The organism is Plesiomonas shigelloides (genome assembly GCF_900087055.1).
Lineage (GTDB): Bacteria > Pseudomonadota > Gammaproteobacteria > Enterobacterales > CAMTGL01 > Plesiomonas > Plesiomonas shigelloides.
In genome coordinates, this window is sequence record NZ_LT575468.1 from 2100702 (window position 1) to 2126312 (window position 25611).

At 52.2% G+C, this 25611-nt stretch carries 21 protein-coding genes; 11 read left to right on the forward strand and 10 right to left on the reverse strand.

Features of this window, described 5'->3' with window-relative positions:
- Positions 1-22: 22 nt before the first annotated feature.
- The 6 genes from trpD (at position 23) to NCTC9997_RS09365 (ending at position 6006) form a co-directional block, all read left to right on the forward strand.
- Positions 23-1021, forward strand: coding sequence for an anthranilate phosphoribosyltransferase (gene trpD, locus NCTC9997_RS09340; RefSeq protein WP_064977932.1), 999 nt, complete (start codon positions 23-25; stop codon positions 1019-1021).
- A gap of 2 nt (positions 1022-1023) precedes the next feature.
- Entirely contained in the window at positions 1024-2409 is a 1386-nt protein-coding gene (gene trpCF / locus NCTC9997_RS09345; protein ID WP_064977933.1) for a bifunctional indole-3-glycerol-phosphate synthase TrpC/phosphoribosylanthranilate isomerase TrpF, read from the forward strand.
- Entirely contained in the window at positions 2406-3599 is a 1194-nt protein-coding gene (trpB, locus tag NCTC9997_RS09350) for a tryptophan synthase subunit beta (protein WP_064977934.1), read from the forward strand. The genes trpCF and trpB overlap by 4 nt, the downstream gene beginning before the upstream one ends.
- The gene (gene trpA / locus NCTC9997_RS09355; protein ID WP_064977935.1) at positions 3596-4405 is read left to right on the forward strand and encodes a tryptophan synthase subunit alpha; all 810 of its coding nucleotides are present in this window, start codon (positions 3596-3598) and stop codon (positions 4403-4405) included. The genes trpB and trpA overlap by 4 nt, the downstream gene beginning before the upstream one ends.
- A 347-nt stretch (positions 4406-4752) precedes the next feature.
- Positions 4753-5130 (forward strand): YkgJ family cysteine cluster protein, encoded by a 378-nt coding sequence (locus tag NCTC9997_RS09360; protein WP_010863953.1) that lies wholly within the window; start codon positions 4753-4755, stop codon positions 5128-5130.
- Positions 5131-5280: 150 nt separating this feature from the next.
- Positions 5281-6006 (forward strand): YciC family protein, encoded by a 726-nt coding sequence (locus tag NCTC9997_RS09365; protein ID WP_064977936.1) that lies wholly within the window; start codon positions 5281-5283, stop codon positions 6004-6006.
- A gap of 173 nt (positions 6007-6179) precedes the next feature.
- On the opposite strand, the gene NCTC9997_RS09370 is transcribed toward NCTC9997_RS09365, so the two are convergent.
- The gene (locus NCTC9997_RS09370) at positions 6180-7898 is read right to left on the reverse strand and encodes a SulP family inorganic anion transporter (RefSeq protein ID WP_064977937.1); all 1719 of its coding nucleotides are present in this window, start codon (positions 7896-7898) and stop codon (positions 6180-6182) included.
- Between the two features lie 240 nt (positions 7899-8138).
- Positions 8139-10187: a S9 family peptidase gene (locus NCTC9997_RS09375; protein ID WP_167550137.1), complete on the reverse strand. Its 2049-nt coding sequence runs from the start codon at positions 10185-10187 to the stop codon at positions 8139-8141.
- Between the two features lie 95 nt (positions 10188-10282).
- Here NCTC9997_RS09375 and NCTC9997_RS09380 point away from each other — a divergent pair, with 95 nt between their 5' ends.
- The 5 genes from NCTC9997_RS09380 to NCTC9997_RS09400 all read left to right on the forward strand — a co-directional run bounded on the left by NCTC9997_RS09380 (position 10283) and on the right by NCTC9997_RS09400 (position 15443).
- The gene (locus tag NCTC9997_RS09380) at positions 10283-11158 is read left to right on the forward strand and encodes an NAD(P)-dependent oxidoreductase (RefSeq protein ID WP_064977938.1); all 876 of its coding nucleotides are present in this window, start codon (positions 10283-10285) and stop codon (positions 11156-11158) included.
- Positions 11159-11280: 122 nt separating this feature from the next.
- On the forward strand, positions 11281-11850 hold the full coding sequence (locus NCTC9997_RS09385; RefSeq protein WP_064977939.1) for a septation protein A: 570 nt from the start codon (positions 11281-11283) through the stop codon (positions 11848-11850).
- 110 nt (positions 11851-11960) lie between these two features.
- Entirely contained in the window at positions 11961-12401 is a 441-nt protein-coding gene (gene yciA, locus NCTC9997_RS09390) for an acyl-CoA thioester hydrolase YciA (protein WP_010863959.1), read from the forward strand.
- A 236-nt stretch (positions 12402-12637) separates the two neighbouring features.
- Entirely contained in the window at positions 12638-13039 is a 402-nt protein-coding gene (locus NCTC9997_RS09395; protein ID WP_010863960.1) for a MerR family transcriptional regulator, read from the forward strand.
- Between the two features lie 511 nt (positions 13040-13550).
- Complete coding sequence (locus NCTC9997_RS09400) at positions 13551-15443, forward strand: methyl-accepting chemotaxis protein (protein WP_064977940.1); 1893 nt, start codon at positions 13551-13553, stop codon at positions 15441-15443.
- 181 nt (positions 15444-15624) lie between these two features.
- Here NCTC9997_RS09400 and nuoN read toward each other — a convergent pair whose 3' ends face one another.
- Genes nuoN through nuoG form a run of 8 tightly spaced genes read right to left on the reverse strand, consistent with a single transcriptional unit; the run spans position 15625 to position 25579 of the window.
- Complete coding sequence (gene nuoN, locus NCTC9997_RS09405) at positions 15625-17088, reverse strand: NADH-quinone oxidoreductase subunit NuoN (protein ID WP_064977941.1); 1464 nt, start codon at positions 17086-17088, stop codon at positions 15625-15627.
- Between the two features lie 4 nt (positions 17089-17092).
- Positions 17093-18610, reverse strand: coding sequence for an NADH-quinone oxidoreductase subunit M (nuoM, locus tag NCTC9997_RS09410; RefSeq protein ID WP_064977942.1), 1518 nt, complete (start codon positions 18608-18610; stop codon positions 17093-17095).
- Positions 18611-18631: 21 nt separating this feature from the next.
- The gene (nuoL, locus tag NCTC9997_RS09415; protein WP_064977943.1) at positions 18632-20473 is read right to left on the reverse strand and encodes an NADH-quinone oxidoreductase subunit L; all 1842 of its coding nucleotides are present in this window, start codon (positions 20471-20473) and stop codon (positions 18632-18634) included.
- Positions 20470-20787, reverse strand: coding sequence for an NADH-quinone oxidoreductase subunit NuoK (gene nuoK / locus NCTC9997_RS09420; protein WP_010863965.1), 318 nt, complete (start codon positions 20785-20787; stop codon positions 20470-20472). The genes nuoL and nuoK overlap by 4 nt, the downstream gene beginning before the upstream one ends.
- Positions 20784-21305: an NADH-quinone oxidoreductase subunit J gene (gene nuoJ, locus NCTC9997_RS09425; protein ID WP_010863966.1), complete on the reverse strand. Its 522-nt coding sequence runs from the start codon at positions 21303-21305 to the stop codon at positions 20784-20786. Before nuoJ ends, nuoK begins: the two co-directional genes overlap by 4 nt.
- A 10-nt stretch (positions 21306-21315) precedes the next feature.
- Positions 21316-21855, reverse strand: coding sequence for an NADH-quinone oxidoreductase subunit NuoI (gene nuoI, locus NCTC9997_RS09430; protein WP_010863967.1), 540 nt, complete (start codon positions 21853-21855; stop codon positions 21316-21318).
- 23 nt (positions 21856-21878) lie between these two features.
- Positions 21879-22856, reverse strand: coding sequence for an NADH-quinone oxidoreductase subunit NuoH (nuoH, locus tag NCTC9997_RS09435; protein ID WP_064977944.1), 978 nt, complete (start codon positions 22854-22856; stop codon positions 21879-21881).
- Complete coding sequence (gene nuoG, locus NCTC9997_RS09440; protein WP_064977945.1) at positions 22853-25579, reverse strand: NADH-quinone oxidoreductase subunit NuoG; 2727 nt, start codon at positions 25577-25579, stop codon at positions 22853-22855. Before nuoG ends, nuoH begins: the two co-directional genes overlap by 4 nt.
- Between the last annotated feature and the right edge of the window lie 32 nt (positions 25580-25611).

The window sequence follows — 25611 nt, forward strand, 5'->3', positions numbered from 1 at the left end:
CTGCTCGAAGAAGGAATAGACGATGCAAGCCATTCTGGACAAATTATTCCGCCGCGACAGCTTAACGCGCGACGAAAGCCACACTCTGTTTGACAGCATTATTCAAGGCGCTATGCCGCCAGAATTGCTGGCTGCAGTCTTGATCGCATTGAAAATGCGTGGCGAGACCCCGCAAGAGATCGCCGGCGCGGCTTCAGCGCTGCTGGCCCATGCCCAGCCGTTCCCACGCCCAGATTATCTGTTTGCCGATATCGTCGGCACTGGCGGCGATGGCAGTGGCAGCATCAATATCTCCACCGCCAGTGCATTTGTTGCCGCCTGCTGTGATGTTCGCATTGCCAAACATGGCAATCGCAGCGTATCGAGCTTAACCGGCTCTTCCGATGTATTAAGTGCTCTGGGTATTCGCATCGACTTACCGGCCGAGCAAGCGCGCGCAGCCATGAATGACTTAGGCGTGTGCTTTTTATTCGCGCCGCAATACCACGGCGGCGTGCGCCACGCCATGCCGGTGCGCCAGCAGCTAAAAACGCGCACCATCTTTAATGTGCTCGGCCCCTTGATTAATCCTGCGCGTCCGCCGTTGGAGTTGATGGGTGTCTATTCGCCAGAGCTGCTGTTACCGATTGCCGAAACACTGCGCGAATTGGGCTTTACGCGCGCCGCGGTCGTCCACGGTAGCGGCCTAGATGAAGTGGCACTGCACGGCCCTACCCAAGTAGCTGAGCTGCGCGACGGTGATATCCACAGCTATACCTTAACGCCGGACGATTTTGGTTTAACCGCCGCGCCACTGGAAAGCTTACGCGGTGGCGATGCGGGTGAAAATGCGCGCATTCTCACGCAATTACTGCAAGGACAAGGCACTACCGCACAACGTCATGCCGTAGCAGCTAACGTTGCCTTACTGCTGCGGCTATTCGGGCACGAGGATCTCAAGCACAATGCAGAACAGGCATTAGCTGTGCTGGCCGGAGATCAGGCCCTGCGCAAAGTTCAACTTCTTGCAGCCCGAGGTTAAGGATGAAAGAGACTGTATTAAGTCGCATTGTCGCCGACAAACACCATTGGATTGCGCAGCAAAAAAGCGCGCAGCCATTGGAAAGCTTTATTCTGGATATTCACCCCAGCGATCGGGATTTTTATGCGGCGCTACGCCAAAACCGACCGGCATTTATTTTGGAATGCAAGAAAGCCTCCCCCTCTAAGGGGCTGATCCGCGCTGATTTTGATCCCGCAGCGATTGCTCGGATCTACGCACCTTATGCTTCGGTCATTTCGGTACTGACTGACGAAAAATACTTTCAGGGCAGCTTTTCGTTTTTACCGCAAGTCAGACAAGAAGTGCGCCAGCCCGTGTTGTGCAAAGATTTCATCATTGACCCATATCAGATTTATCTGGCACGCCATCATCAAGCCGATGCCATCTTACTGATGCTGTCTGTGCTCGATGATGAAACCTACCGCACACTGCACGCGGTGGCCGATCGCCTGCACATGGGCGTGCTGACTGAAGTGAGCAATCGAGAAGAAGCTGAACGAGCGGTGACTCTCGGGGCGCGAGTAGTTGGCATCAATAACCGCAATCTGCGGGATTTGAGCATTGATACCTCGCGCACGGTTGAATTAGCCGCCATGTTACCACCAGATGTGCTGGTGATCAGCGAATCCGGTATCCACCAACATCGCCAGATCCGTCAACTCGGGCAAGTCGCACATGGCTTTTTGATTGGTAGCGCCCTGATGGCCGAGCCTGATTTGAATCAAGCGGTGCGCCGCGTGCTGCTGGGGGAAAACAAAGTTTGTGGTTTGACGCGCCCTGAAGATGCCCTGGCCGCCTATCAAGCCGGCGCTTACTACGGCGGGCTGATCTTTGTTGGCAAATCGCCGCGCTATGTGGATATTGCCACAGCAAAAACCATTCAAGCCGCCGCACCGCTGCAATACGTTGGCGTGTTTCGCAACGCCAAACCAGAAACCATCGCACTGACCGTTGAGCGCCTAGGTTTACATGCGGTGCAACTCCACGGCAGTGAGGATGCGGCGTATATCCACGCCTTACGGCAAACATTACCAACCCAGTGCCAAATTTGGAAAGCACTGCCCGTGGGCGAGCACGTCCCTAAACTGGATCTGCCGGATGTCGATCGCTATGTGCTCGACAGCGAAGCACAAGGCCAGTTCGGCGGCACCGGGCGCACCTTTAACTGGGCGTTATTAGAAGGATTACCGCTCGATAACGTGTTGCTCGCCGGTGGTCTAAACCCCGATAACGCCGAATCAGCGCAGCACTTAGGTGCCGTCGGCCTCGATTTTAACTCCGGCTTAGAAAGTGCGCCGGGGATCAAAAGTCAGGACAAAATCAGTACCGTTTTCTCACGTTTACGTCAGCAGGGAGTTTCAGCATGACCAAGCTTAATCCGTATTTTGGTGAATTTGGCGGGATGTTCGTCCCCCAGATTTTGATCCCTGTCTTGCAGCAGCTGGAAGAAGCGTTCATTGAGGCTCGCCAAGATCCTGCGTTTCAAGCTGAACTGCACGACCTGTTGGTCAACTACGCCGGACGCCCGACCGCCTTGACCCTGTGCCGTAATCTCACCGCCGGCACGCGCACTAAGCTATACCTCAAGCGCGAAGATTTACTGCACGGCGGCGCGCACAAAACCAACCAAGTATTGGGACAAGCGCTGCTGGCGCGTCGCATGGGCAAAACCGAGATCATCGCAGAAACCGGTGCTGGGCAACACGGCGTCGCCACCGCGCTGGCCTGCGCGCTGCTCGGACTCAAATGCCGCATCTACATGGGCGCGAAAGATGTGGAGCGTCAATCGCCGAATGTGTTTCGCATGCGACTGATGGGCGCAGAGGTGATCCCGGTCACCTCAGGCTCGGCAACCTTAAAAGATGCTTGCAGCGAAGCAATGCGTGATTGGTCTGCCAGCTATGCCACCGCCCACTACTTATTGGGCACGGCAGCAGGCCCGCATCCCTTCCCCACCATTGTGCGTGAATTTCAGCGCATGATTGGTGAAGAAACCAAGCGCCAAATTATGGAAAAAGAAGGCCGACTGCCAGATGCCGTGATCGCCTGTGTCGGCGGAGGCTCCAACGCCATCGGCATGTTCGCGGACTTTATTGATGAAACCTCCGTGCGCCTCATCGGTGTCGAGCCTGGTGGACTCGGCATTGCGAGCGGCCAACATGGTGCGCCACTCAAGCATGGCAAAGTGGGGATCTTCTTTGGGATGAAAAGCCCCATAATGCAAGACGCAGAAGGACAAATTGAAGAGTCCTACTCCATCTCTGCCGGTCTCGATTTCCCCTCTGTGGGCCCGCAGCATGCACACCTGAATAGCATTGGCCGTGCGGATTATGTTTCGATCACCGATGACGAAGCGTTAGACGCATTCCAAGAAATTGCCCGTCACGAAGGGATCATTGCCGCGCTGGAATCCTCACATGCACTGGCGCATGCCCTGAAAATGGCGCGCGAAAATCCGCAGCAAGAGCAATTGCTGGTGGTTAACCTTTCCGGTCGTGGCGACAAAGATATTTTTACTGTTCACAAGATCTTGCAAGCGCGCGGGGTGATGCAATGAGCCGTTATCAAACACTGTTTCAGACACTGGCCGAACGCCATGAAGGCGCGTTTGTCCCCTTTGTTACGCTGGGCGACCCCAACCGTGAACAGTCTCTGGCCATTATCGACACCTTAATTGCAGCTGGTGCCGATGCTCTAGAGCTGGGCTTTCCGTTCTCGGATCCGTCTGCTGATGGCCCCACCATTCAAGGTGCCAATTTGCGCGCATTGCAATCTGGCATCACGCCAACTCAGTGCTTCGCCATGCTGAGCGAAATCCGCGCTCGCCATCCCAAAATCCCCATTGGGCTGCTGATGTACGCCAATTTGGTCTATGCCCGCGGCATTGATGCGTTTTACGCTGCGTGTGTACAAAGCGGCGTAGACTCCGTGTTAATTGCCGATGTGCCCGTTGAAGAATCACTGCCGTTTCGTGTGGCGGCGCAAGTGCACGGCATCGAAACTATCTTCATCTGCCCACCGAATGCGAACAGTGCCACCGTGCAAAGTGTGGCTGCGAGCTCACAAGGCTATACCTATCTGCTCTCGCGCGCCGGCGTAACCGGTGCTGAGCAAAAAGCCGTGATGCCACTGGAGCACATTATGGCGCAGCTTCGCGATCATAATGCGCCGCCAGCCCTGCTCGGCTTTGGAATTGCAGAGCCAGCTCAAGTCAAAGCAGCACTGGATGCCGGCGCGGCAGGCGCTATTTCCGGCTCAGCGGTGGTGAAAATCATCGAACAGTACCAAACCCAGCCAGAGCAGATGCTGCAACACTTGCATGCGTTTGTTCAGGCCATGAAAGCGGCCACTCAGCGCGGCTAATTCGCAGCATAACCGGGCGTAACCCCAATCCCCGATAACAGGTCGGCGCCACCGGCCTGTTTTTTCCACATCCAGAGGATTGAGCGCATCAGCTCTCACCATGCCCTATTTCACACCGCTGCCGCGGCAGTTAAACGCATACTTACGAGCTACATCCCGTCATCGCACTGATTTACAGCGATATTTATTGCCCCCTCTTGAAGAGCGGTAGCCGCCGCGCTATAAAACGCAGCAGTGAATTAGTTCGTTGAAAACACCCCTTTCGCCCGCCCGCTCATAGAAATGAGCATTGAGGCATACGAAAGGCGTGGTGGTCTGCTCCATAACAGTGAAGTTTGTGTGCAATCATGAGTGATGAGTTAAATCCCTGTGTCAGCTGCGGCGCGTGCTGCGCCTATTTCCGCGTTTCTTTCTACTGGGGCGAAACTACCGAAGGCGGTGGTTTAGTACCTGAACATCTCACTGAACAAGTGACCCCGCATCTGGTTTGCATGCAGGGCACCGGTCAACGCCCGGCGCGCTGTGTGGCGTTAACCGGTCAGATTGGCGAGTCGGTCAGTTGCAGTATGTATCATCAACGCTCCAGCACCTGTCGGCAATTTGCCATGTCCGGTGAAAACGGCGTCCACAACCCTGACTGCGATAAAGCCCGCGCCGCACATGGTTTACCGCCCTTACCGGTTCCCGTTTGGCAACCGTCTCTACCGGAGGCTGAACCGGCCTGAGCCTTAATCTAAGACTGAAATTTTCAGCAGAATTAGCCCACATCAGCGAACAAACACCGATTACCACACTGCAGCCCTTTCATTTGAGGGCTGCTACCCGCTACAATCAGCCCCCGAAACAGAATCTTGCATGAACTGTGGGGAGACTTCATGCCTATCACCGCTCAAACTTTATTACGCGACAGCGCTAACTTTATCCGTAATCACCTGAATACGGTGCTGCTGCTTTCACTGATCGTTGCTGTGATTGTGGTTCTGGCAGAATACCTGATGATAGGAACTCCAGACTCCATCGAACTGTCGCAAGACCAGATCATGATGCAAAGCATGCGCACACAAACTTTGCTGAACATCCTGACCACTCCGCTGTTTAGCGTCAGTCTGCTGAGTCTGGTATTGCTAAGCTCCCGTGGTTTTCAAGCTAACACCATGACCGCACTGAAAGCCGGTGTGCCGCTCTATTTCTCGATGTTAGGGCTGGAAGTATTATCTGGACTCGCGACCTTTGTCGGCTTTTTAGCGCTGATCCTGCCAGGGATTTATGTGGCGATCCGTCTGTCTTTCGCCCCTTGCTTTTTAGTTAGCGAACGTTTGCACATGCTAGATGCCATGAAAGCAAGCTGGGCCGGTGCGACACCGTGGATGCGTTTGGTCTTACAAGGCTATTTGTTTATCTACCTAGGTTTGCGTCTGCCATCGGTCTACATTTTGGGGCTGATTGATAATGCGCTGAACCTGTATCCATCATTGTTTGCTCTGCTGGTAAGCGTGGTCTACAACCTGACCAGCGCCCTGATGCTGATTTTCCTGTTCCGTCTGTATATGCTGAAATTAGCTCCACAACAGGAGCAAACCAGCACACCAAGCGTGGAGTAATAATCAATCGCTAGCACGAGCAAGTGCCTCGATAAAACGGCATTGCATCAAAAAACGGCAGAGAAATCTGCCGTTTTGCGTTTTTGTTCTCGGGATATTCGGGGATATTTGAGCGGACGAAGAGGTGATCTCTATTCCCTCTCTACACACAAATCCTACATGCAGTAATCAGATTACGCCGTACCACCACCATCCAGTGAACACTCCACACACTGCGCACTTTGTACTAGCCGTACCGCCAGATAAATATCCGGTACCAGCACCATGCCATCATCGCCACTTTGCAAATCGGAGTTTTTAATCCAACGCGAGATTTCCGTCGTACGCCCTGCCATGACTAAACGAGTACGCCGCTTACGCAGTTCATTTTTCAGCTCTTCCAACACCGCCATGACACTAACATCCGCGTGAGTAAAGCTAGAGACCGCATCCACCACCACCCAACGCACCGGCTCTTCGGCCTCATCCACCAGCTCCAGCACCCGCTTTTTAAAATAAGGCGCATTAAAGTAGGTGAGCGGTGAATTGAAACGGTACATTAATACCTCTGGCAGCGGTCGGATCCCATTACCGTTACCGCGCGAACGCACCAGCCCATTGCTATCAAGGCCCAATTGCTGTTCGGTCGGACGAAACACCGTTTTCATAAACTGCGCTAATGCCAGCAATACCGCCATCATGATGCCGGGGATCACGCCAATCACCAGTACGCTGATAAAAGTAAACACCGCCAGACCAAACGCGCCTTTATTGCGCTTACGCAGCGCCCATAACCCACGCAGATCCATCAGATAAAACGAGGAGTAAATCAGCACCACGCCCAGAGCGGCGGTGGGCACATACTGCAAAGGATTGGTCAGGAAAAACATCACAAACGCAATCATCAACGCCGCGACAATCGACACCAACTGCGATTTACCGCCATTGGCATCATTAACTGCGGTACGCGAACTTGCGCCACTAATCGCAAAGCCTTGGGAAAACGCCGACGCCAAATTGATAATACCGAGCGCGCGAAACTCCTGATCGGCATCGATATCATAGCCATTACGAGCAGCAAAACTGCGCGCTGTCAGCATCATGCTGACAAAACTGACCACCGCCAAGTTCAGGGCCGGCATCACCATATTGCGCAGTAACTCAGGTGGAAACACCGGCCATTGCACAACCGGCAATCCGGCCTGCACATAACCAATGGTCGCAACACCCTGCTGCCCCAAATTGAGCAACCAAACCGCCGCTGCCGCAACAATCATCGCCACCAGCGCATTAGGCCACCGTGGGCGCAAACGCCGGCACACCAAAATGGTCGCTAACGTTAGGATACTGAGCGCAGTCGTCACCACATGTGAATGCTGCAAATACTGCGCCCCAGCCAGTACCCGCTCAATCAAACCGCGCTGCTCATAGGTAAAACCAAACACTTTACTGAACTGACCGACGATAATGGTTACCGCCACGCCGTTGAGTAAGCCGGCCAAAATCGGACGCGAAAGAAAATCGGCCAACATCCCTAAGCGAAAACGGCTGGCAATCAAACACCAGATGCCGGTCATCACCGTCATCATGACCACCAACTGCCAATAACGCTCGCTATCACCCATCGCCAGAGGCGCGACTGTCGCCGCCACCACTGCGCACGTTGCCGCATCCGGCCCCACAATCAGCTGGCGGGATGAACCAAACACGGCATACGCCAGCATCGGCAAAATACAAGAATAAAGCCCTGCCGCCGCCGGAACCCCGACCAAACTGGAATACGCAATAGCGACCGGCAACGCAACCGCCGCCACCGAGATGCCGGAAAGGATGTCCGTGCGTAACCACTCCTTTTGATACTGGCCTAATGCGGCCAAGCCGGGAAACCAGCGAGCCATGACCTTACGGAACATCGGTGACACTCCTTGTATAAATGCAGTAGCCTGCCACGCCTAAGCTATACCCACGCGCTCAGCAACTTTACTTTAATAGCAATAGCGCAATATTTACTCCGCCCTATAAAGTTACGTTAGCAGATCCCAGCACAGATCGCTCACGTCCTCCGCTACATTACCGTGCTTTATTTATCTGCCGTTGAGCGCGTTATCAGCGAATCAAGCGGCCATAAATACTGTCGCCATTACGTTTACGAATTACGCGCCTGAAACTTGCGGTTCGGTCTTGGCCTGCAAAAAGCGAATTAAAAACGCATCAATCAAGGCCACTTCCTCAATCCAGCCATAGCGACCCGATGCTCCACCGTGCCCCGCTTCGGTTTCGGTGCGACACAACAGCGGCGCGTTGCCCTGCTGCATATCGCGCAGCTTGGCAATCCACTTTAACGGCTCCCAATAGGTTACGCGCGTATCGTGCAGTCCAGCCGTAGCCAAAACCGGAGGAAAATCATTCGGCTGCAGATTGTCATACGGGGAATAGGCGCGGATCCACTGATACGCTTCCTCCTCTTCTGGACAGCCCCACTCATCATATTCCAAGCAGGTCAGCGGTAAAGAAGGGTCCAGCATGGTAGTCAACGTATCGACAAACGGCACAGCTGCCACCACTGCCCCAAACAGCTCTGGGCGCAAATTCAACGCCGCCGCCACCAACAAACCACCCGCGCTACCACCTGAAATACCGACCATCCCTGCGCGGGTGTAGCCTTGTGCAATCAGGTATTCGGTGCAGGCAATCAGATCGCGGAAACTGTTTTGTTTATGGGCAAGTTTACCTTGCTCATACCAATCACGCCCCAACGTCGCCGAACCGCGCACGTGTGCTTGCACACAAATCATGCCGCGCTCCAGCAATGGCAACCAGCTACGTGCCAGCCCCAAGTCATCCACTTCGCCATACGCACCATAACCGCACAGCACCAGTGGCGCCGCCCCAGTTACACGCGTTGGCTTCACCATGGTCAGGGGAATTTTCACCCCATCATGACCAGTGGCCCACAAACGCAAGATCTCATACTGCTGCGGATCAAATCCCGGCAAAGGATATTGCTGTAACAAGGTCGTCTCACCGCTATCCACATCGTATTCCGAGATAGCCACTGGCTGTACGAGTGTCGAGTAGCTATAACGCAAACGGCGAGTCATAAAATCAGGATTGGAGCCAAACCCGCACTCCCAAGCCGCATCGGCAAACTGCAATTGCTGCTCGGGCCGATCCTCAAACCAGACATACAACGCACTTAAGCCTTCACGTACCGCGCTATAAGCCACAAACCCAGCAAAGCAAGAGACACTATCCAGCAGCCGCTCATCACTGCCCGCGATCACCGTCTGCCAATGCTCCGCCGATGGGGTGGCAACCGCAGTACGAGCAATTCGGAAATTCGGGTGCTCATCGTTGGTCAACAGCCAAAACTCGCCAAGGCGGTGGTCAACGTAATACTCCACGCCTTCGCGCAGTGGGCTCACCAACTGCGGCTGCGCCTGCGGATTATCCGCCGGCAAATACCAGCACTGGCTGCAACTCGAACCACCGGCTGTAATAATCAGATATTGGTTGTCGCGCGTGCGCTCAACCGATAAAAACAGATCGCCATCTGGCAAATCCAACAAGCACACATCTTCAGCTTGTGTGGTTCCTAAACGGTGGCGCCACGCCGAAAGCGGCCGGTTTTGCTCATCTAAACGGATATAGACAAAATGTCGATTATCATTAAACCAGCAGAAACTGCCAGAGCATGCCGCCAGCGTCAGCGGTAAATCCGCCTCTAACGTCAAGTCACGTAAATGCAGGGAAAACTGCTCATCCCCTTGCTCATCGGCTGCCCATAATAGCAACCGATGATCGGGGCTCACCTCAACACCGGCCACATCAAAATAGGCTTTGTCCTGCGCATACTCAGGTTCATTGAGACACACTTCCTCAGCGCCATGCTCACCTTGACGACGACAAAACAGCGGATACTCCGCCCCTTGGGTGTAACGCGAATAATATTGGTAAGGCCCATCGCTCACTGGCACCGAGCACCACTCTTCGCGGATCCGACTGCGGATCTCATGAGCAATCTGCGTCTGTAGCGTCGCCGTCGTCGACATCACATGCGCACAATACGCATTTTCCGCCTCAATGTGCACCATCACCGCGGGTGAGGTGTCCAACTCTCGCATCCAGTAATAGGGATCATGGCGGACTTCACCATGTTTGACGTGGGTACAGGGGATTTTTTTCGCTTTCGGTGCCTGCAAAACGTTTTCCTCAAAAAGCTGATCGATGCTGGTGTTGTATACCCTACTCCCCTCATAATGCGAATACACCAGAAAACACACAAGGAGTTGATAGCATGGCAAACGTGAGTTTTATCGGGCTGGGCGTAATGGGATACCCAATGGCCGCTCATTTATTAAAAGCCGGACATCAGGTGACCGTGTATAACCGTACCGCAGCTAAAGCTGCGCAATGGGTCGCTGAGCACGGTGGTAAAGCGGCTGCCACACCACGCGAAGCCGCGCAAGATGCCGATTTTATCATGACCTGTGTGGGCAACGATCAGGATGTTCGCTCCGTCTATTTCGGTGACGACGGTATTTTTGCCGGCGCCAAAACCGGTGCAACCTTAATTGACCACACTACCGCCTCGGCAGATTTAGCCCGTGAGCTGGCCGAATACGCCACCGCTCATCAGCTGATTTTCATCGATGCGCCAGTCTCTGGCGGCCAAGCTGGCGCTGAAAATGGCGCGCTGACTATCATGTGTGGTGGTGACGCCAATCATTTTGCGCCCGCACAGCAAGTGATGACCGCCTATGGCAAAGCCGTGACACTGATGGGTCCTGCCGGCAGTGGTCAGCTGTGCAAAATGGTCAACCAAATCTGCATCGCAGGTGTACTGGCCGGATTATCCGAAGGCGTGCGTTTTGCGCAAAATGCCGGCTTAGATGTCGAGCAAGTGCGCGATGTGATTAAATTGGGCGCCGCCGGCTCTTGGCAGATGGAAAACCGCGCCGCCACCATGGCCGCCAATCAGTTTAATTTTGGTTTTGCTATCGACTGGATGCGTAAAGACTTGGCCATTTGTTTTGACGAAGCCGCGCGTAATCAAAGCCAGCTGCCGATCACCCGTCAAGTAGACCACGCGTATGCCGCACTGCAAGACGCCGGCTATGGCCGCTGCGACACCTCCGTACTGATTCGCGCGCTCGATAAGCTCGATAAGTAAGTCAGGTGCGTTCATCAGCCCGACATCGAACAATTAAGGGCAATTTATCCCTGACACGGATTTATCTTGCCCCACATCATGGAGTATAGTTTGCCCTCCATTACAACCAAGAGACGGATTTAATGAAGCAGCTGTTAGATTTCATTCCTCTGATCGTCTTTTTTGCGGTCTATAAACTTTATGACATCTACGCCGCCACGGGTGCGCTGATTGTTGCAACCGCCGTGCAGATTATCCTGACATGGTTCTTGCTGCGTAAAGTGGAAAAGATGCAGCTGATTACGTTTGGCCTCGTCACCGTGTTTGGCGGCTTGACCATGGTCTTGCATGATCCGGTATTCATCAAATGGAAGGTTACCGCCGTATACGCCTTGTTTGCGGTTGCATTACTGATCAGCCAGTGGATGACCAAAACAACACTGGTACAACGCATGTTTGGCAAGGAAATTACCCTGCCTGACGCCATTTGGAAGAAGTTGAATCTGGCGTGGGCGTTATTCTTTACCACCTGCGGACTGGTCAACATCTATGTGGCGTTCTATCTGCCGTTATCGGTCTGGGTTAACTTCAAAGTGTTTGGCCTGTTACTGCTGACACTGGCCTTTACCCTCCTCAGCGGAGTCTATATCTACCGCCATATTCCGCAGACAGAACAATCTGACAATTCGGCCTCCAACGATAAGCAGCCGTAGTCAGCCACGCCGTTGTAAGCGATAATTACCCATTAACCTGAATAAAAGACCTCCCTTGTGGAGGTCTTTGCTGATGTCCGGGCCTGCCCGTTAGCATTTGAGATCTCTGTATGACTGAACAACCTCGCAAACCTGAAGGCATCTTATTGCTGCGCACCCTTGCCATGCCAGCAGATACCAATCCAAACGGCGATATCTTCGGTGGCTGGATCATGTCCCAAATGGATATTGGTGGTGCCATTTTGGCGAAAGAAATTGCTCACGGACGAGTGGTTACCGTCGCTGTTGATGGTATTACCTTCCTCAAGCCGGTCGCTGTTGGCGATGTCGTGTGCTGCTATGGTAAAGCCGTCCATGTCGGTAACAGCTCCATGAAAGTGCGCATGGAAGTCTGGGTGAAAAAAGTGGCCAGCGAGCCTATCGGCCAGCGTTATTGCGTCACCGAAGCCACCTTCACCTATGTAGCCGTTGACCCTGAAGGTCGCGCACGTCCAGTGCCAAAAACGGACAATCCGGAATATGAATTAGCCATGTCCGGAATCCAAGCCTAATCTGCGGCGCTCCGCTCTGCCTATTGTTCTGGCAGAGCGGCCCCTGACTCTTCCCCCTCGAACCTGCGCATCTCCACTCTTCCTGAACCGATTCGTGCCTTTTTGTATGACCAGCGTCACAAGCAAGCGGTGAGATAACCGACACAAATTTACCGCTATTTCGCGCAATTCGTTGAAATAAAGGGAGATCTCGTTTATCTATAAAGCAACCGTTTATCTTGCAAGGATCGCAGGTTATGCCGGACTCCATCCACTACAGTATCTCCGAACTGGCTAATGAGTTTGAGATCACTACCCGCAGCATCCGTTTTTATGAGGATGAAGGCCTGCTGTCGCCTCGGCGCAAAGGCAATACCCGTATTTATGGCAAACAAGATCGCATCCGTCTGCAGCTGATCCTGCGTGGCAAGCGCCTTGGTTTTACCCTCGCGGAAATCAAAATTTTGTTTGATTGGTACGACTCAGAGCGGGATAACCGCGCGCAAATCCGCAGCATGCAAAATCTCATCGAAGATAAACGCATCCAACTGCAGCAACAAATCGAAGATGCCCATTTGGTTCTCAGCGAATTAAATGCAGCCGATAAGCTGTGTGATATGGCATTGAAGAAAATGGAAGATCGGCGCTTAAAAAAATAAGAGCTTAAACGTTTATTTACGCGTTATTATTGTTGCTGTTGTTAATATTCACTCGTATGTTATTCAAAATATACATCCCATGTAATTAATAAACTCCGATAAAAATATACAGAGGGATAATCAAACCAAGCAGAAACAGAACAAATACAATAAAAACAGGTGATACTGATAGAAAGCCAATCATTCACGCAGCAGATATCACAACACGCCTCAATCTCAGAATATGAAACACAGGGCATCAAATGCTTGCGCCACCATCACGCTATTTACTTCAGCAAAAACCATCCAGAGCGTCAAAAACAAATCACCCTGCCATTTAAATGACGCACCTTTGACTATTTCATGTATAAATACTCCATTAAGGCCATTTTGATAGTAAAGCAAACAGCCCACACGGGCCTATTTCTTGTGATCCTATTCAAAGATAAAACCCGCTTAATTACTTACACTGCCCATATTATTCCTGCCCGCCGTTTTACGGAAAATAACCCTATACATAACGGAGTATATTATGCGCCTTTCGCTTAAAGCGAGGCTGCTTATTTGCAGTCTCGCTGCAGTTATTATTACCGCGTTATCTTTATCGCTGATCTCCAACAAAACGGTAACAGACGATGCTCTAAACAATGCCTATATCGAAGTGAACCGTCTGGGAAAAACCTACTCACAAAGTGTCACCGATTGGATAGCCGATCGGCAAAATGCGCTGTCCGCCTTAAAGTACCATCTGGAGAAAACGCCGCCCGCCGATATGGTTCCCGCATTACTGCAAACCCATCAAGCCGCTAACTTCAGCCTGACCTACTACGGCACCGCCGATGGCAAGATGTACCGCCAAGACCCGTCGTTAAACCGTGCCGGTTACGATCCGCGTGAACGCCCTTGGTATAAATCTGCCATCAGCGCAGGACAACTGACCACCACCGCGCCTTACATCAGCGCTACCCAGCAAGTTATGGTTGTCACCATGGCGGAGCCAGTAAAAGAAAATGGTCAAATTATTGGCGTCGTGGGCGCAGATTTATCTTTGCAGCAGCTGGTCGACGAAGTGATTAACATGGACGTGCCGGGTAATGGCTATGCCATTTTAGTCAGCAACGATGGCTCTATCGTGGCCCACCCGCAAAAAGAGATGTGGCAGAAGAATATCAACGCCATCAGCAGCGTCTTTACCCCGGATTATATTCATCAACTCGACAGCACGCATGCTCTCACCACACTGATGCTCGGCGATGATGAAAAATTGATTTATGCCACCCCGATTAAAAAAACTGACTGGTCCATGATTTATATTATGGATAAAGACGCCATTCTCGCTCATGCCAATAATTTGATCTTATTGCAAAGCGCGATCGCATTGGGCATTTTGATCGTCTTTAGTATTTTCCTCGTGATCTTTTTCCGTAGCCAATTTAAAGATCTCGAACGCGTTGCTACCGCTCTTAATGACATTTCGGAAGGTGAAGGCGATCTCACCGTTCGCATCAATACTCAACATCCACACGATGAAATCGGGGTGCTCGCCGCCGGATTTAACCGCTTTACTGAGCGTTTGCACGCCATGGTCAGCCGCTTGAGTCAGATCTCCGATGAGCTGACAAATCAGTCCAGTGCGGCCTTTAATATTGCCAATAGCAACAATGTGGCCATCTCTACCCAGCAAGACGAAATCACCATGGTCGCCACAGCCGTCACCGAGATGGCCAGCGCCACCCAAGAGATCGCTAACCATGCCGAGGAAACCGCCCACACATCGCAAAATGCGGTATCTCTGTGTCAACAAGGCCAAACGCAAGTTCAACAAAGCCAAAGCTCAATTCGCGATCTGGCTGCCGAGGTCGCCAGTGCTAGTCAAATCATTAGCGAGCTGAATCAGCATGCGCATGCCATTAGCTCGATTTTGGCTACCATTACGGGAATTGCAGAGCAGACCAATTTGTTGGCGTTGAATGCGGCCATCGAAGCAGCGCGTGCTGGCGAACAAGGTCGTGGCTTTGCGGTCGTGGCTGATGAAGTGCGCGTTCTGTCGCAGCGCACTCATGCCTCTACTCAAGAAATTCAAACCATGATTGAAACGCTGCAAAACACCACCAACCGGGCGGTGAGCACCATGACCACCAGCCATGAGTTAGCGAATACCAGCGTTCATGATGCCGATTTGGCCAGTGAGAATCTGCAATCCATTGGCGGTGCCATTACCAAAATCTCCGACATGGCGAGCCATATTGCTACTGCGGCAGAAGAACAAACCTCGGTAACAGCAGAGATCAACACCAATACGGAATCCATCCGTGAAGTCTCCGCTATGTTGGCGCAAGAAGCGCAGCACTCGGCAACCCAAGCGGAGCAGCTGGCGACTCTGACCCGTCAGCTGCAACAAGAAGTGGGTCAATTTAAACTGTAAGCCGTTTAAACTCTGGGAAGACAGCCGCTCACCGTCATGGTTGAGAAACGCAGTCGCTAATCAGTTTAATGTGATAGCACGAAGAGCAAGGATACCGGATAAACACTAAGCGCCCCCTTCTGGGGCGCTTAGTGTTTTTAACATGCCTGCATAGGCACTTGCTTACCGCGCAAGATAGCAATTACAGCAGCGGTAAAATCCGTACCATAGCAACCAGCGATAACAGCGGTTGTGGGTACACCCCCAACAACAGTACCAATGCGGCTGACAGCAACAGCACCACCCCGCCGGCAGTACGCGCCCAGTTATCCTGAATATCACGCACGCGCTGCACTTGCGGCGCCAGATATAACGCTACCATCACGCGCAAGTAATAGTACAAACCTATGGCACTACCCAGCACCACCGCCAACGTTAATCCCCACAACTCAGACTGCACACCGGCCGCAATCACATAAAACTTACCGATAAAGCCCAGCGTCAAAGGAATACCAGCCAAAGCCAACATCATCACGGTTAACACTGCAGCGAGTACCGGACGATGCCAAAACAAACCTCGATAGCTATACAAAGAATCCACATCGCGCCCTTTGTAAGGGCTCGACATTAAACTCACTACGCCAAACGCACCCAGTGCCGTGAACATGTACGCAACCAAATACACGCTAACGGCCTCTTGGGGCAGACGCAGCGTATCAGCAGCAATCAACGCCACCAGCACATAACCAAAGTGCGCAATCGAGGAGTAACCGAGCAGTCGCTTGATATTGTTCTGGTTCAACGCCAACAAGTTACCGAACAAGATAGACAATACCGCCAACACACCCAGGACTTGCTGCAACACGCCGTTGTCGGCTACTGGTGTGGTCAGTAAAAACCGCACCAGTACGGCAAAAATCGCCACTTTGCTGGCGGTCGCGATAAACGTTGCCACCGGAGCCGGCGCCCCTTCATACACATCTGGCGTCCACAGATGAAACGGCGCTAAAGAGAGCTTAAAACCAAAGCCAACCACCATCATGCCAAGCCCGGCCAGCAACACCGGCATAAAGAGCTCTTTGTTTTGCAGCAGAGCGCCGATTTCACCGAAGACCAAGGTTCCGGTCTCGGCGTACAACAATGCCATGCCAAACAAAATAAACGCCGACGCCGCCGCAGACAGCACCATGTATTTGATACTGGCTTCAAGAGAGCGTTTTTGTCGATAGGCATAACCAATCAGGCCAAATAGCGGCACCGACATCAACTCGATACCAATAAACAGTGCCGCCAGATGCCGCGCCCCCGCCAAGACCAAGCCACCACAACAGCCAATTAACAGCAGCAGGTAAAACTCTTCTCGATTGTCGGGATAATCTTGCAGCCACAAGTAAGCAAACGTGCAACAGGCCAAGGTAGCAATTAGCACCAATGCGGAGAAAAACAGGGTATAGCCATCCACCTGTAAAAGTGTCGTTACCTGCACCGGGATCACTTGCGCACAAATAAACAGCGATAACAATGCCAGATTTAGCCCCACCACAGACACTGTGGCAACCAGCAAGTGATGACGTTGCCATGCAATCAGCAACATCAATAACACCACGGTGAGACCGGTAATAATCAATGGCAACTCGGCGACTAACGACTGTAATGACAATGCCATATTCTTACACCTTACTCAGAGACAAAGGCACAAACCACTGCTGCACACTCAGCATCACGGTATTCGTGGTATCCAAAATCGGTTGAGGATACACGCCCAGCAATACCAGTAATACCGCCAGCAGCAGGACAATAAACAACTCGCGTGAACTCATCGCCGGTAATGTTGACGCTTCTTTGGCTGGCCCGAAAAAGGCGCGTTGCACCATAATCAAGGAATAGACCGAGGCTAACACCAAACCAAACGTTGCCACTACCGCCACTTTTGGTAACAACTGGAACGTGCCCAGTAAGATCAAAAACTCACCGACAAAGTTACCGGTTCCCGGTAGCCCCAACGACGCCGCCGCAAAAAACAGCGATATCGCAGGCAAGAACTTAATCCGCCCCCACAAGCCGCCCATCTGACGCATATCCCGGGTATGCAAGCGCTCATACAGCTGACCACACAGAATAAACATCCCCGCCGCCGATAAGCCGTGCGCAATCATCTGCACCACCGCCCCTTGCAGTGCTTGCTGACTGCCCGAATAAATCGCAATCAACACAAATCCCATGTGAGAAATACTGGTGTATGCCACCAACCGCTTGATATCGGTCTGTGCAAAAGCCAATAGCGCGCCGTAGAAAATCCCGACAATCCCCAGCGCCATCGCCACCGGAGCAAATTCAATGGAGGCTTCTGGAAATAACGGGATCCCAAAGCGCAGTAAGCCGTAGGCGGCGGTTTTCAATAAAATCCCCGCTAAATCGACCGAGCCCGCGGTCGGAGCCTGACTGTGCGCATCAGGTAACCAGCCATGCAATGGCACTACCGGCATCTTGACGGCAAAAGCAATGAAGAAGCCGAGCATCAACACAAACTCGACGCTCTTGCTCATCGGCGTATTGAGTAAATCGGCATAGTTAAAGGTCAACATGCCAGTGGCCGAATAATGCACAAACACCAGTGCCAAAATAGCCACCAGCATCAGCAAGCCACTTGCTTGGGTATAGATAAAAAACTTGGTTGCCGCCGTGATCCGCGTTTTCCCGTCAGACGCTTTGTGTCCCCAAAGCGCAATCAGGAAATACATCGGCACCAACATCATTTCCCAGAAAAAGAAGAACAAAAACAGATCGACGGCCAAAAACACCCCGATCACGCCACCGAGGATCCACAGCAAATTCAGATGGAAAAAGCCCAGATGACGCTGAATCTCACGCCATGAACATAAAATAGCCAACACCCCAAGCAAACCGGTCAGGATCACCATCAAGAGTGATAGGCCATCGAGGGCCAGATGAAAGGAGATCCCTAATTGCGGGATCCACGGCATTTGAAATTCCAACCGCCATTGTGGAGAGCCGGCCGTTTGTGGCAGCGAATAATCACCACTGAACCACAATTGTAATGCCAACCCCAAAACCAGCGTCATCGACGCCAGCGCAATCCAGCGCGGAACTCTGGATTGATCCCGCTCAGTCAGCCAGCAAAGAAATCCGCCAGCAAAGGGGATAAGAATAAGCCACAGTAGTGTCATAGCTGAGAGAATCCATTCTAATTAAAACAACACCAGCAACGCCAAAATGAACAGCGCACCGAATCCCACGGACGTTGCATACCAGCGCAATTGTCCGGTCTCAGTAAACACCACCAGTCGGTTCGCCTGACGCACCGCACTGGCGACAATATTCAAGGTTCGGTTAAACGGATCGCCACCTAACAAACGCGTCAGCCATAGATACGGTTGGACAAACACCTTGTCATACAACCAATCAAAGCCCCATGCATGCAGCCAGATCTGCACCAGTGTTTTACCACCGGCGGTTTGTGCCATCCGCGATACCCAGCGCCGCTCACCCAAGAACAACCACGCAGCAATCAAGATCCCACCGATAGAAATCAGGCCGGATATCAACTCCAGATAATGCTTGGCCGATAATTCCCCCTCAGCACCCGCAGGTAATACCCCGTGTAATGGCGGTACAATTAATGCGCCGATAAAGGTCGATAACAGGGCCAACACCACCAACGGCACGCTATACGCCAATCCATGACCGGCATGCGCCTGCGTTTGCACAGGGCCATGAAACACCACAAAAATCAGACGGAAGGTATAAATGGATGTCAACACAGCGCCCACTAACCCCGCCGCCAGCAATTCGGGATGCCCAGATGCCAGCGCCTGCCACAAAATCTCATCTTTACTGTAAAAACCCGCAGTAATAAACGGTAAGGCTGACAGTGCGCCACCGCCAATCAAAAAGCAGACATACACTAACGGTAGCGATTTACGTAAACCGCCCATGCGGAAAATGTTCTGCTCATGATGACAGGCCACAATCACCGCCCCCGCCGACAAGAACAGCAAGGCTTTAAAGAAGGCGTGGGTCATCAAGTGGAAAATAGCCGCATCCCACGCACTGACGCCAAGCGCCAGAAACATATAACCAATCTGGCTCATGGTGGAATAGGCTAAAATGCGCTTGATATCGGTCTGCACCAACGCGGCAAAACCGGACAGTAACAAGGTCACTGCACCGATAAAGCCCACTAGATACAAAACATCCGGCGCCAAAGTAAAAATCACATGGGTCCTAGCAATCAGGTACACCCCTGCGGTCACCATGGTCGCCGCATGGATCAGCGCCGATACCGGTGTTGGACCGGCCATCGCATCCGCCAACCAAGTTTGTAACGGCAATTGCGCCGATTTACCTACCGCACCGCCCAGTAACATCAAGGCCGCCAACGTCACCGGCCAAGAGCCTGCGGCCATTTTCTCAGGCGCTAACGTTAAAATCGTTTGGATATTCAACGTACCGAGCTGCTGATATAAAATAAACAACCCGATAGCGAGGAACACATCGCCCACGCGCGTGACAATAAAGGCTTTCATTGCGGCGGCGCCATTTTTAGACTGCTGGTAATAAAAACCAATCAGCAAATAGCTACACAGCCCCACGCCTTCCCAGCCTAAATAAACAAACAACAAATCATTACCCAGCACTAAGAACAGCATGCTGGCGATAAACAGGTTGGTATACGCAAAAAAGCGTGAATAGCCTTCTTCACCGCGCATGTACCACGAGGCAAACAGGTGGATAAAAAAGCCAACGCCGGTGACTACCGACAGCATGGTCAGCGATAACCCATCCAGATATAAGGATAAGTTAACCTGCAAATCTCCCACCGCCATCCACGTCCATAGTGGCTGAGTGTAGGTGTTTTGCGGATGCAGAACTAAAAAGTCATAACCAATATAAGCAGTGAGCAACGCCGATAAACCCACGCTTCCCACACCAATCAACGCACTGGTGTTTTCACTCCAGCGCCCAGCCGAGAATGCCAGCAGCAGGTAACCGAGCAGTGGCAGCAAAATCGTCAAAAAGAGTAGGCTCATCCGTGCATCTCACTCACAACGTCCACGTCTAAGGTGTGGTGCCGCCGGTACATCTGCAGCAACAACGCCAACCCGATACTGGCTTCTGCCGCCGCCAGCGTCACGATGAAGATATACATGACTTGGCCATCGGCTTGTCCCCAGTGACTTCCCGCCACCACAAAGGCCAAGCCTGCCGCACTCATCATGATCTCAAGGCTCATCAAGATAAACAGCAAGTTACGCCGGATCATCACGCCTGTCAGGCCCAGCGCAAACAGCGCTGCTGCCAACAACAATCCATGCTCCATAGGAATAGCACTGACAGCATTCATCGCTTATCTCCTTGTGCCTTATGATTTTCCGGTTTGTTTTCGCGGCCAAGATGGTAAGCCGATACCATACCGGCCAGCAGTAATAACGAGGCGAGTTCTACCCCTAAAACGTAAGGGCCAAACAGCGCAATACCGACAGCTTTTGACGGCACATCTTGTAAACCAGCCCCGCCCGCCGACACGCCCATTAACGCAAAGGCCAATACCGCAAACAATAACGCAGAAAGTAGCGCTGGCCCTGCCCACACCCGAGGCGTTAACCACTGCTGCTCTTGCTTTGGCGCTGAGCCTAAGTTAAGCATCATCACCACAAAGACAAACAGCACCAAAATGGCACCCGCGTAGACAATTATCTGGATGGCTCCTGCAAATTCAGCGCCTAGGGAGAAAAACACCATCGCCACCGAAAGCAGTGAAACAATCAGGTACAACAACGCGTGCATCGGGTTGCGATTGCTGATCACGCGAAACGTTGCCAGCAATGCCACCAGCGCCGATAAATAAAATGCCCAGCTCATGACCGACTCCTTATGGTAATAAGCCCTTGGTATCGATAGGTAAGGCTTCATCCTGCGCCGTCCCTTTTTGTTTACCGGCAATCGCCAAACCGGATACCCGATAAAAGTTGTAATCGGGGTATTTACCGGGGCCCGAAATCAACAAATCCTCTTTCTCGTACACCAGATCTTGGCGACGGTACTCTCCCATCTCAAAATCTGGGGTCAATTGGATAGCGGTGGTTGGACACGCCTCTTCACACAAACCGCAGAAAATACAGCGCGAGAAGTTAATCCGGAAAAACTCCGGATACCAACGGCCATCTTCCTGCTCCGCTTTTTGTAATGAGATACAGCCAACCGGACAGGCGACAGCACACAAGTTGCACGCCACACAGCGCTCTTCGCCATCAGGATCTCGGGTTAACACTATCCGACCACGGTAGCGTGGCGGCAGGTAAACCTGCTCTTCAGGATATTGCAGCGTATCGCGCTTGCGCCAAGCATGGGTAAACACCATCCATAAACTGCGCAGCTGGGTTCCTGTTCCTATGAGAATTTCTTTTAACATCGCCATCATCCTTGCAATACCCGTTACTGGGCGTTGTACAGCACAACTACGCCCGTTACGATCAAATTGAATAGCGTCAACGGCAGGCAAAACTTCCAGCCGAACGCCATCACTTGGTCATATCGGGGCCGGGGCAATGAAGCCCGGAGCAGGATAAAAAACATCACAAAAAAGCCCGTTTTCAACACAAACCAGACTATCGGCGGCAATACTGGCCCCAGCCAGCCACCAAAAAACAAAGTGACTAGCAGTGCTGAAATTAAGACAATCCCTATGTATTCGCCCACAAAGAACATGCCCCACTTCATCCCGGCATATTCAATGTGATAACCATCAGCCAGCTCTTGCTCTGCCTCCGGTTGGTCAAAAGGATGACGGTGAGTCACTGCAATCGCCGCCACCAAAAAGGTGACAAATCCTAAAAATTGCGGCACGACAAACCACACATGTTCTTGGGCTGCGACGATGTCGCGCATATTAAATGAGCCGGTGATTGCCACTATCCCCATGAGGGATAACCCCATAAAAACCTCGTAACTCAAGGTTTGGGCCGACGCACGTAAGCTACCCAGCAGTGAATATTTGTTATTACTCGACCAGCCCGCAAAGAGCACCGCATAAACAGCGAGCCCAGCCATGGCAAAGAAAAACAGAATACCGATATTCAGATCCGCAACCCCCCAAGTCGGGGTAATCGGAATAATGGCGAAGGTCAGCAAAAACGCGCCCATCGCTATCAGTGGTGCCAACATGAAAATCAATTTGTCGGCAAATGGCGGGATCCAGTCTTCTTTGAAAAACATCTTAATCATGTCAGCGGCCAGCTGCAGGATGCCAAACGGCCCAACGCGGTTCGGGCCATAACGGTCTTGCCACAGTCCTAACAGCCGCCGTTCGACATAACTCATAAAAGCACCACAGCTGACCACCACCAACAAGATCACGATGGCTTTGGCTACGTCAGTGAGGATCAACCACGTAGTTGGCGACAATGCGCTCATAACACCGCCTCCTGCATATCTGTGATCACCTGTCCCAACAAGCCCAGCGGGATCCCAGCAAAACCAACCGGTAACGCAACCACGCCCGCCATCAAGTGCTTGTCGATACGCACCGGCAAACGGAAGTAATTCTTATCCCAACTAAAGCTGAGTAGCGTTCCTTCATTCACCGCCAGTTTTTGTGCATCCGTCTCACTGATCCCAATCGTGGCCACCGGAGTACGCGACTGGATCACCCCCGCGCGCTGTGACAGCTCTTCACTACCAAAAATGTGGTACTGACCCGCCACTTGATAACCCTGACCTTCCGCAACCACCTCGGCCTTTTGGTGAGGATACGAATGCAAGTGAGCTGGCTCATGCACTTGCGGTGTGATAAGACGCAGGCCAGGATCACCGGCTTTTAATCGTCCCCCCACTTTATCTTGGTACTTATTCCAAGCTTGCGGTGAGTTCCAACCGGGCGACCAGACAAACGGAATATCGGGATACAGCTCTTTCGAGCCAGAGTACCCTTCCATAGAAAATGCAAATGGAGTGTCAACATCCTGTGGCACACGTGGCTCGTGCACACTGATATTGGCACGCAACGCGGTACGACCGCTGTAACGGTGCGGAGAGCGCGCCAGTTTTAAACTGCGAATACGAAAATCCGCCTTCGGTGCGACGGCGGTCAAATTTGCCAACGCCGGGATCGTCTGCGCACATTGCTTGGACACCACATCAAAATGCGTCCACTCCGATTGCCGAGTCGCCGTATGACTTTGCAATGCGGTTAACCACTGCCAGCTTTCTGCGACATGGTTATTTTCCGCATAGTAAGATGGTGCGTAGACCTGATAAAAACGCTGCGCTCGCCCTTCATGGTTGATCACTGTCCCATCGGCTTCTGCAAAACTGGCTGCTGGCAGCAGTAAAGTCGCTTTATCCGTCGTCGCGGAGTGCTGATGATCAAGCACAATCAGGTGAGGCACTGACGACAGCGCATGACTCACACTTGCCGCCGAGGCATGTCGGTATAAGTCCGCCTCCATCACAATTGCGACATCGACTTGCGCTAAACGCGCTAAAGCCGGTTGCAGCGGCTGCGCGCCCAACATCACCAGACCTAAACTATTAACATCGGGAACAACCAGACTTAAACCTACCGCTGACTGACGCGCCTTTAATGCCAAAGCGATATTGGCGGCCGCTTTTAGCAACGCCTCAGAGCCAGCCGAGGAGCCAGAAATAATCAGTGGCTTTTTCGCTTGTAATAAGTAAGACGCTATTTGCTGGGCGACATCAGTAGTAGACTCACTACCGACCGACTCATGCCCTGCGCCCTGAATACAATCAGCAACGTTAAACGCTAACTCCGCTTGCTGCTCAGGATGAGCAAACCACGTCACTGATGCGATGTCATCGAGGCGCGTCGGAGCCAACGCGGTGATCATCACGGGATGACGGGCATGTTGCCCTATATTTTGAATCGCGGCAGTTTGCCAGCTATCGACACGTAACGCGGCCGCCATCTCGCGCGCTTTGCCTTTCGCCGCTTGACGCACCGCTAAAGCAATACGCGGGGCTGTTTGGGTAATGTCTTCGCCTAACACCAAAACCGCATCGTACTCTTCAATATCACGCAATGAAGGCAGTTCAATATTGGCTGTGTTCAGGATATCCAAAATTAACTGCTGGCGTTGCCACTCAGCCTCATCAACCGCAGCATAAAAATTATGTTCCCCGACCAGTGAGCGCAATGCGAAATTGCTTTCCACGCTGGCGCGGGCAGAGCCAATACCGATAACCTGTTTGGCATGGCGCAGCGTATCGGCGGCCAAATTCAAGGCATGCTCTTGGCTTAGCGTGACAAAGCCTTCACCGGTATTCAGCTGCGCTTGTACCGGACGATCTTTGGCATTAACGAAACCGTAACCAAAACGGCCACGATCGCATAAGAAGTAGTGGTTCACCGCACCGTTATAGCGGTTCTCAATACGGCGCAATTCGCCATAGCGCTCACCCGGACTAATATTGCAACCGACACTGCAATGCTGGCAGATGCTCGGAGCAAACTGCATATCCCATTTACGGTTATAACGCTGAGAGTGGGTTTGGTCGGTAAATACACCGGTAGGACAAATTTCGATTAAGTTGCCGGAGAACTCACTTTCCAACGCCCCGTCTTCAACTCGCCCAAAATAGACATTATCGTGCGCGCCATACACGCCCAGATCAGTGCCATCCGCATAATCTTTGTAATAACGAACGCAGCGATAACAGGCTATACACCGGTTCATCTCATGAGCAATAAACGGGCCTAAATCCTGATTCTTATGCGTGCGCTTAGTAAAGCGATAACGGCGGGTATTGTGGCCGGTCATCACCGTCATATCCTGCAGATGGCAAGCTCCGCCCTCCTCACAAACTGGACAATCATGGGGATGGTTGAGCATCAGCCATTCAACGACACTTTTACGAAACGCTTTGGCCTCTTCATCTTCAATCGAGATGTAAGTGCCATCTGTCGCCGGTGTCATACAAGACATCACCAAGCGGCCGCGTTTATCATCGGCATTCTGATATTGCTTCACCGCACATTGCCGACAAGCGCCCACACTTCCCAGTGCCGGATGCCAACAAAAATACGGGACATCGAGTCCTAATGAGAGGCACGCCTGCAGGAGATTATCTGCACCATTGACCTCGAAATCCTTTCCATCAATGTGAATCGTCGCCATACCTAACAATCTTATTTTATGCCCACACGAAC